8 protein-coding genes and 2 pseudogenes are annotated in these 8,498 nt (G+C 46.4%); 2 read left to right on the forward strand and 8 right to left on the reverse strand.

Translation table 11 applies throughout. The annotated features are described in order from the left end of the window. Position 1: 1 nt before the first annotated feature. The 7 genes from traV to ACED45_RS19955 form a co-directional block, all read right to left on the reverse strand. A complete protein-coding gene (traV, locus tag ACED45_RS19925; protein ID WP_017104313.1) occupies positions 2-397 on the reverse strand; it encodes a type IV conjugative transfer system lipoprotein TraV in 396 nt (131 codons plus the stop codon). Next, positions 394-1,938 carry a TrbI/VirB10 family protein gene (locus ACED45_RS19930; protein ID WP_076647806.1) on the reverse strand — a complete coding sequence of 515 codons (1,545 nt, stop codon included), beginning with the start codon at positions 1,936-1,938 and terminating at the stop codon, positions 394-396. Before ACED45_RS19930 ends, traV begins: the two co-directional genes overlap by 4 nt. Then, complete coding sequence (gene traK / locus ACED45_RS19935; protein WP_017096434.1) at positions 1,928-2,713, reverse strand: type-F conjugative transfer system secretin TraK; 786 nt, start codon at positions 2,711-2,713, stop codon at positions 1,928-1,930. The genes ACED45_RS19930 and traK overlap by 11 nt, the downstream gene beginning before the upstream one ends. Beyond that, positions 2,700-3,275: a type IV conjugative transfer system protein TraE gene (gene traE, locus ACED45_RS19940; RefSeq protein WP_371714843.1), complete on the reverse strand. Its 576-nt coding sequence runs from the start codon at positions 3,273-3,275 to the stop codon at positions 2,700-2,702. The genes traK and traE overlap by 14 nt, the downstream gene beginning before the upstream one ends. A 14-nt stretch (positions 3,276-3,289) precedes the next feature. Beyond that, on the reverse strand, positions 3,290-3,592 hold the full coding sequence (gene traL / locus ACED45_RS19945) for a type IV conjugative transfer system protein TraL (RefSeq protein WP_371714844.1): 303 nt from the start codon (positions 3,590-3,592) through the stop codon (positions 3,290-3,292). A 9-nt stretch (positions 3,593-3,601) separates the two neighbouring features. Next, the gene (traA, locus tag ACED45_RS19950) at positions 3,602-3,889 is read right to left on the reverse strand and encodes a type IV conjugative transfer system pilin TraA (RefSeq protein WP_371714845.1); all 288 of its coding nucleotides are present in this window, start codon (positions 3,887-3,889) and stop codon (positions 3,602-3,604) included. 258 nt (positions 3,890-4,147) lie between these two features. Beyond that, positions 4,148-4,519 carry a hypothetical protein gene (locus ACED45_RS19955; protein ID WP_371714846.1) on the reverse strand — a complete coding sequence of 124 codons (372 nt, stop codon included), beginning with the start codon at positions 4,517-4,519 and terminating at the stop codon, positions 4,148-4,150. 918 nt (positions 4,520-5,437) lie between these two features. On the opposite strand from ACED45_RS19955, the pseudogene ACED45_RS19960 reads away from it, so the two are divergent. Beyond that, positions 5,438-6,345: pseudogene (locus ACED45_RS19960) on the forward strand (IS5 family transposase). Between the two features lie 45 nt (positions 6,346-6,390). Here the strand turns inward: ACED45_RS19960 and ACED45_RS19965 are convergent. Then, positions 6,391-6,504, reverse strand: a pseudogene (locus ACED45_RS19965) (helix-turn-helix domain-containing protein); the annotation flags it as partial. A 308-nt stretch (positions 6,505-6,812) separates the two neighbouring features. On the opposite strand from ACED45_RS19965, the gene ACED45_RS19970 reads away from it, so the two are divergent. Next, positions 6,813-8,051 carry an ISL3 family transposase gene (locus ACED45_RS19970; RefSeq protein ID WP_371714847.1) on the forward strand — a complete coding sequence of 413 codons (1,239 nt, stop codon included), beginning with the start codon at positions 6,813-6,815 and terminating at the stop codon, positions 8,049-8,051. Positions 8,052-8,498 lie beyond the last annotated feature (447 nt).

The following is an 8,498-nucleotide window of genomic DNA, read 5'->3' on the forward strand; positions in this document are numbered from 1 at the left end:
ATCAATCTTTCCAAATCGCGCGCGCAGGGCGCCCAGACCAACGGCTATCGTCTAAGACAAAGTAAACATCCATCGTATCGATGTAGTGATTGTCTTTGTCGATGAAAGGGAAGACGGTGAGTTTTTTAACGTCTTCTTGGCTTCGCTCTGGCTCCCCCTCTCGATTGCGCCTTGGCAGTAAGGTAAAGGCGGAAGGTGGGGCGAGACGCGCTTGAGAAGAGACCGTGGCGTTACCACTGCCTCCGGTATAACCGTATAGGTTGTCTCGAACTTCGTTCATGGTGACGCAACCTGAAACGCCGCCGACCTGATCGCAACTGTATTCGCTCTCAAAGCCCGCGCTACAACCGGTCAGACCTAAGAGTATCGATAGTGAAAACAAAGCGTGCCTATTCATGGTGATTCCTCACGCCCAAAGCCCACGCGGCTTAACCCTTGTTGGGTGATTTTTTGCGCTAATGGGTTGATGGGGGCGGTTTGAGTGGTTGGTGGAAAAGAGGAGGCGTTGGTGATGACATCCAAGAGCTGATTGCTGTTGGAGACTTGCTCACGCTGCTCATTCATGCGCGTTTCGTATTCATCGGCCAGCAATGGATCTAATGGAAAGCCTTCCAAAAAGACAATATTGACGATGGCACCAGGATTGACTTCCACTATCGGATGATAGAGTTCGGCCAGTTTGATGTAGTAGTCCGCCAATTTGCTGCCAACGCTCTCCGTGGCGCCGCCAAGCAGATTCAAGCCAATTTTATCGCTGTTGATGCTTTGACTTGGGCCGAGCGCCGTCGGTGTCGTGGTTTGTGCCAGCGCTTTACCTGCATCCCCTACGCCTTGCAAGATCCCCGCAATGCCGGCCATTTGAACGATCTTACCGTTTTTCAAAATGGTGGTACCGCGAATACCATTGCGACCAAAGTTAAACACGGTCGCATTGACGGGGATATCGAGAATATCGCCATTGGGTTGTATGCAGCTCATTCTACTGGTGCGAGCGACGCCGCGGCTGGATGAGATCTCACCGTAGACGGCGCCGGTGATCGTGCAATCCTTCAATTTAGAGGCCTGACCGTTGGGTAAGACCCCCTGATTGACTGTCTGAAAGACAATCGGTGAGGTATCCCCTTGTCCAGAGACGCCCCCATTAGCATCAGCGCCGCCGGTAATTACGGCGGTCACAAAGGTGCCGGTTGGCACGTAGTTATCGGTCGTGCGACGGGATTGTTTCTCCTCGACACTGGCTTGCCAGTGAAATTCAAAGCTATCAAAGGCATCACCACTAAAGGCCACATCATCTTGCTCTTGGTACTGAAACTCATTCACCTTGGCGTTATCCATGTTGCTATTAATGGCCGGTCTTGGGGGCAGTTTGTATTGGCCAAAGGTGTCTCCCTGGTTGGTCTCGATGCCGTGTTGAGTCGAAGGATCGCCTGCCTTGAGGGTTGAGGCTAATTGCGTCTCAAGCTGCGCCTTGAGCGCGTCAACTTCATCGAGCTTTTGTTGCATCTGCTGCTCAAGCTCTGTCAGTTGCGATTTTGTATCGCGCTCATTGGCCTTTTTAATGTTCTCTAACTCAGAGGTTAAGCTTTGTCCAAAGCGACTTAATGTGCCTTCAAACCGCGCTAAGCTTTGTTCTATTTGGTTGATTTTGTCTTGTTGAAACGTCAGGGCGGACTGGTTGTCTTTGTCGGTAAAATCATCGGTGACGACAGCGCCAAATCCGACATCTTGAATGCCCTTGCTTGGCGCTTGGGGAGACAGTGTTAACCGCCAAACAACAAAAGCCAGGGCGGTCAATATCAGCAATACCGTGAGCGTAATGGTGCGATTGCGCTTTCTTGTCACGGCATTGATCGTGCCGCCGTCTTCAAAGTCCCCGTCGGTGTCTTTGAAGACGCGTTTCTTAAAACGGCCCAAGGCGTCTTTTTGTTTATCGAGCATGGGTGGCGCCTCCTCCAGTAATGAGATAGAGCGTGGTAGTTTGCCCAGGTTTTAATTGATAGGCATCGAGCGCGGCTGAGCGTGCGGAATAGCTGTAGAACTGCGCGGTGGTCAGCGCCATGTCACTGCGGCTTTGATTTTTTAGCTGATAAACCACCCCAGAATAATGACGGCCCACGAAGACCGTTTGAGGGATGATGGCCAGCGACGCTTCATCTTTGGGTAAGGTTTTGGGGTCAACGTCGTGACGTTTAAAACCAGCAATGGGAGCGCCATCATGGACAAAACGTATCATGGCTTTGGTGAGCGCTGTCATGGCGGCGGGATAATCCGCCGCCTGCTCAATCGGGCTTTGCTGCTCTTTGTAATTTTGCGACCAAACAAACTCCGTGACCAAAGATGGTGTAGCTTTGGGGGTAATAAACAGCGCAAACAATCGCCCTTTCTCTGTCGTCAGGTGCGCGGTAAACGGTAAGGGAAGGTTAATTTTTAAGGTGATGGAGCCGGAAGCGTCTTTTTGGTTGCCCGTTGAGGTGCAAAACCCTTTCGGGCAGACGATCGAAATAATACGGTCATTGTTGACCAGTAAACGGTTCACGTTAATGGAAGAGAGTGACAAGGGGATCGTGTCGCCTTCGTCAAACTCATAGCTCACCATGGCGGCATTTTCAGCCAGGGCAAAAGAGGGGATGAAAAAGACCACCCAAAGCGCGATGGATAAAAAATAAGGGTGCCATTGCTGCGATGGGGTGAATGATTGCTCATAAAGGTTCATCGGTGTTGACCTCGACTTCTTCAATGGAGAGTAAACCTATGACGCCTTGGTCATAGCTAAAGTTGACTTGATACCACTTCATCTCCGGATCTAGTGCGCGTTGGCCTACGTGCTTTTGGAGTTTCCCGTAGAGTTGTACTTGGAGAGTGTCGAGAGAAATTCGGACCAACTCGACAGAAAATTGGCTGCTGATGTTATCTTTTTTAACCACCGTGGCTTCTCGAAGCAGCTTAGGTTGAACGTTGTACCAGCTTGTCTCGTCTAAATATTCAAGTAACTGACCAAACTGACGTCCAACGCTTGCCGGCGTGATGTTGAGTTTCAGGTAGAGAAGATAATCCGCCATTTGCTCAAGATAAGGTTCATCGACCGCGCCATCCGAAACCGTAAAGGCTTGAGAGAGGGTGGGCGGGACTAGGGTTCGGCTTTGATGGGTAAGGGCTTGATAACTGGTGTAACCCAACACCAGGTTAGTAATAAGCATAACAAGAAAGCCTGCACTCAAAAAAAGATTGAGGAGGCTTTTGACGGCCAGCTTATCCCGTTTAACAAACGGATCCATGATGAAGGGTCTCCTTAGAAAATCCAGTAACGACGACAGGCTGAGGGGGTACGCTTAAAGAGGGTGGGATGGACAAAGGAAGCCCCCCACCAATAAAGTGACAGGGTAGCGATGCTGTCACCGTATTGCGCTTTGATGTAACGTAATCCCCCAAACCAAGCCAGCGATAACGTCAGCCCTATCATTTCGTGTTTAAGCCAGAATGAGAGGCCAAAAATGCAGAGGGCAGGCACGAGTTCATCAACTGGGAACCCGAGCCAGCGACGACCTTTGTTCATGTGTTTTGGAATAGAAAAAAACTGATGAGGGTCTTCCATTGTGACTCCTTAGCCTAAGCCGACGAGTGGTGCTCCAACATTCCACAAGACTGAGCCGCCAATGAACCCGCCAACGGCCGCAAACCAGTTACGGCTCATCAGTCCAGTGACGACCGCCCCCGCAAGCCCAGTCCCCAGCATCGCGGTTTCAACCGCAGAGCCTTTGCCCGCCGAGTCTTTCATGGCTTGTTTACCTGACGCGAAGATATCGGCAGCCAGAGCGGGCTGAGTGATAAGAAGTGTCGAGACAGCAACGCCAAGCCCGACAAGGAGGGTGTGCTGGGTGCGTTTTTTCATAATAAATATCCTTATTGAGTGATAAATTTATCAAGTGTTTGGTCATGATGGAGTAAAAGACCTCCTTGCCTGGAAGCTGGGAAGAAGGGTTAGGTTGTCCTAGGCAGACCGTGCAACGTGCAAATTAAACGGCGCGTGGGGAGAAAGGTTAAAATCGACAGGTATAGGCACGCATCATAAAGAAAACAGAGAAGGTTTCGCGTACTTTAAACCACGATTACGGCTCATAGGTTGCCGTTGAGCCCCACATTTTCCTGATTACATTAAAGGCAATAAGGAAGCGTTAACATACTTCAAACCGCGATTGCGACTGACGTGTTGTTTCCAATTTTGAGGGGTCATGATCGTGTTCTTGAGTTTACGATAATGTTTTTTTTGAGCATTCTTTGATGGTGGTGGCGTGAGTTGACGGACTGATTGGGTTTGTTTTTGAACCGAAACGAAATGAACGCCCTTCCAATAGAAAGGAAAGGGGAGGCGGTCAGTAAAAGGCAACAAAGCAGCAAATGCCATGTATTCACGCCCGACTGAGCCCAGTTCTTTGAAGCTGACAAAATCCCCTTGCTCAACAAAGCGGTCTAATAAATTCCCCGCCTCATCTTCACGACAATATCCGTATATAATTTGCATTATTCAAACTCCTTTTAAGGACATTGTTTTGCTCTTTTAAAAGAGCAAAACAATGGGCTCTCTCTCAAGAGCCGTGCTACAAACTGGCTTGTGCATTCTTGTAGTAGAAGGCGCACATCCAAAGGATGTGGTGTCTGGTATTCCCAAGTAACTCTGTTTTACCACTCAACAAGCATGCTTAATTGAGTAGAAAAACAGCCTTGGACGTCGCCCCAGATAAGGCTCCTGAACTTTTTAGGCATATTACGCAGGCCTGCGCCCATCTGCGGCGCTTTTTGCAATAGTGAAGGCAGCCACTCTTACGGTGATGCGGGTGTTGGTATGCAGATGGAATAAAAAGCCGACGAATGTGTTTTTCGACTTTGCTCTCAAAGACTGCGATATCAACGTAGTCAGTATGAATCAACATGAATGGGGAGGACAATGTTTAAAAACATCAGCAACGCACAATGGACTTGGTTTTCAACCTATCGTGAAAGAATGGGGCTAAAAGGGTTTTCTGACGTACATGCTCTGATGCGCAAGGCGGGAACGGTTCGTTATCCCGGTTGTGGGCCTTGGTTGACCACTTTAAGTAATGCCACAAATGAGTCAAGGTGTGTGTCAATTAGTCGACCAAGGAAGTAACTTTGAACGTAAGACAGACCAAGCAGACAAACGTGAATGCCTCACTCAGCAATCAAAGTGCTAGAAAATCGAATCCCTGAAATTGGTGGTGACACACGGAAATAGTTAAAGGCAATAGAACCATCAAAGCCAGAACATCATCGAAGATGCTGACACTATTAAGTTCAATGGCGGAAAAGGCGTTTGTACCGGCGCGAGTTTGAACTGTTTATGGGCGTTGTTGCCTAAATCAGTTGAACCTTTTTCGAGTCCTGCGATCTGATACTTTATGATGGTTAGAGCGGTGACAACATGGGTAAGGCGAAAAAGAAGATAACTAACTGGGCTGAGTACAATAAGGTTTTGTGCAAACGGGGCTCGGTTACGTTCTGGATAGATGATACAGCCGTAGATGCATGGCGATGTAAACCCATCAGGGTAAGCGTGGTAGAGGCTTTCAGTACTTTGATGCAGCGATTGAAACTGCCTTGATGATTAAAGGAGTATTCTCATTACCATTGCGTGCTCTTCAAGGTTTTATCGACTCTATCTTTGAGTTATTGGATGTTCCACTGACGTCCCCAGACTACATCTGTATCAGTAAACGGTCGAAGACAGCCCAGGTGAAATACCGTAATAAATCTAAAGGGGCTATTCGTCATATAGCCATTGACTCGACTGGTCTCAAAGTCTTTGGCGAGGGTGAGTGGAAGGTCAAGAAGCACGGTGCCGAAAAACGTAGAACATGGCGCAAGCTGCACTTAGCCGTTGATGTAGATACCCATGAAGCCATTAGTGCCGAGGTCAGTCTGGTAAATGTTGGTGATAGCGAAGTGCTGCCAACGTTACTCAACCCTTTACGTAGAAAGATCGATGCTGTATCTGCCGATGGAGCATATGACACAAAAAGTTGCCACAATACTCTGAAGAATAAAGGTTGTACTCCGTTGATACCACCTCGAAAGAATGTAGCGTTTTGGGAAGATGGGCATCCCAGAAATGAAGCTGTAGAGGCTCTGAAAAACGGAACAATAGCGGAGTGGAAATCTGAGTCGGGTTATCACTATCGCTCAATATCTGAGACCGCAATGTCTCGATATAAAGGACTAACCAGCGGTAAATTGAGCTTGAGATGTTACAACGTTCAAGTGGGTGAAATCATGGCGAATGTCAAAGCTATAAACAAAGTCATAGGACTAGGCATGCCTGTTCGAAGCTAACGGTGAGTCAAATATGGCGTCGTTGACCTTCAAGCTGATTTGATCAACAACGCCGCGATGGCACTGAACGGTTTTAGCAATTTCAGAAACTGAAATCCCCCGTTCCAAAAGGGCAGGAATCTGGTATCTTCTGCCTTCGGTCAACTGCTGATAGTTCATGGTAGTACTGCTTGTTTCTTTGGCGAGAAGAGCGTACCACTTTCAGCAGTTGGCTTCCTCTTCTACACCTTTCCATGAATGTCGCACTTATTATCTGAAATCGGGCGCAACAAAGCCGACGGAAGGTGAAAAAGATTATTACCCAACTTTGATCGACGAAGAAGCATGTAATTCCGATGGTTCTAAACTGCGACCCACTAGATTAGAGAAACGGCTCTTCTCCGCTTAGATGAGTCTATAAATTAACAATAAAATCAATAAAGCATTGATTTATAATTACTTCCTGTCTTATATCTTAGTGTTGTAGTTTGTCGTTATTATCTTCCGCTCTATTTAATTTTAAAGGTCAATCCGTACAGTCTGTAACGCTCGAAGAGTGCACTCATTCAGTACTCGTCAAATGCAAGCGAGACAGACGCTGTAAAGTCGTTGACCCTGAGACTGGAGCACCGCGTACCGTCGACCACTATGTTCAACGTCGCCTGTCAGATTTACCTGTAAGTGGTCGCCCTTGCGTAATAGAAATTGAACTGGCTCAGACGAGAGATAAGCTCGGCCGAAGATTGATTGAAGCCACTGATTTTGTTGATAAGGGTGGTCGCTATACCAAGAGATTCTGTCACTTTATTAGTGGACTATGCCGCTATATGAGCATCCATGCAGTGTCTAAGCATTTAGACATTCGCTGGGAAACCGTGAAAAATATCGATAAAGCATTTCTGTTATCTACCTTGCCCGCTTTAGAGCCTAAGAAGTTGACCAACCTTGTTCATATTGGCGTTGATGAAGTCGCCAGGGCTAAAGGCCATGACTATATAACCGTTGTTTATGATCTGGTTTCAGGACAACTTATCTGGGTTGATCATGGACGGACTTCAAACGTACTCATCAACTTTTTTGAACAATTATCACCACAAACGAGAGACGGCATCCAAGCGGTATCAATGGATATGGGTCAATCTTACCAATCAGCGGTGAGAAAGGCTCTTCCGAATGCAGACATCGTTTTTGACCGGTTTCACGTTATGCAGAACTACTCTCTTCTGATAAGGAAAGAGCGTAATAAAGCGTTTAGGAGAGGAACGCATGACGAGAAAAAAATGCTTAAGGGGACGCTATTTTTACTCCTCAAAAATGCGCCGAAATTAAGCGATAAGCAGTCAGATAGGCTGGATGATTTACTTGAAAGCAATAAGACACTTTGTACTATTTATATGCTCAAAGAGCAGCTTGAAGCCTTATGGAATGAACGTAATTTTGACTTGATGATCGCAGCGCTTGATGCGTGGTGCCAGCTTGCTAAAAATACAAGGATCTTATCTCTCATCAACTTTGCAGATGCGATTTGGGAGAGAAGAGTTGGGATCTGCAATTATGCAAAATATAGGCTAACGAATGCCCGAGTTGAAGCTGGGAATGTATCGATAGGCCTTCTTAGGCGGAGAGCTCGAGGAGTAAGGGATACTGATTACTTTAAATTGAAGATTAGACAAACCTCAATCCTAGAAACTCACTCTACCTTTTACCCAGAAATCAAGCTCATCTAAGCGGAGAAGAGCCGAGAAACTAATAATGAATTAGTTAATTCTATGGTGTTTTCGATTGCTATATAGATATAAATTTCACTTATAGGTTCATGGTTTAATCTTATTTGAAGTTTTTATTATGACGCATTATGATGATTGGCTTTTATTAATTTCAATTTATAACAGTAGCTATTGTCTTTCAAAATTTTGCCTGCTGGGATTATATTATGCTTATTAGAATGCTCTTTGTAACTTTAGTAATTAGTGTGCTTAACCCAGCACATGCAGTTCAATTTAGTTATGATATTATGGGAAGATTAACTAAAGTTGATAATAAGCGAACGGAAAGTGAGGCACGAGTTGTATTTTATAACTATGATGGTTTGTCGAATATAATTTCAGTTTCTGAAATACGGCGTTTTTCAAGGTAGTTGTCATCATTCGCTTGTTTACTAAGCAGCTTCTCTT

This window comes from Vibrio crassostreae, assembly GCF_041439375.1.
Lineage (GTDB): Bacteria > Pseudomonadota > Gammaproteobacteria > Enterobacterales > Vibrionaceae > Vibrio > Vibrio crassostreae_D.

What these genes read in the sequence shown, in the direction of transcription:
- traV (WP_017104313.1), bottom strand. Translation starts at nt 397, where the DNA reads ATGAATAGGCACGCTTTGTTTTCACTATCGATACTCTTAGGTCTGACC.
- ACED45_RS19930 (WP_076647806.1), bottom strand. Translation starts at nt 1,938, where the DNA reads ATGCTCGATAAACAAAAAGACGCCTTGGGCCGTTTTAAGAAACGCGTC.
- traK (WP_017096434.1), bottom strand. Translation starts at nt 2,713, where the DNA reads ATGAACCTTTATGAGCAATCATTCACCCCATCGCAGCAATGGCACCCT.
- traE (WP_371714843.1), bottom strand. Translation starts at nt 3,275, where the DNA reads ATGGATCCGTTTGTTAAACGGGATAAGCTGGCCGTCAAAAGCCTCCTC.
- traL (WP_371714844.1), bottom strand. Translation starts at nt 3,592, where the DNA reads ATGGAAGACCCTCATCAGTTTTTTTCTATTCCAAAACACATGAACAAA.
- traA (WP_371714845.1), bottom strand. Translation starts at nt 3,889, where the DNA reads ATGAAAAAACGCACCCAGCACACCCTCCTTGTCGGGCTTGGCGTTGCT.
- ACED45_RS19955 (WP_371714846.1), bottom strand. Translation starts at nt 4,519, where the DNA reads ATGCAAATTATATACGGATATTGTCGTGAAGATGAGGCGGGGAATTTA.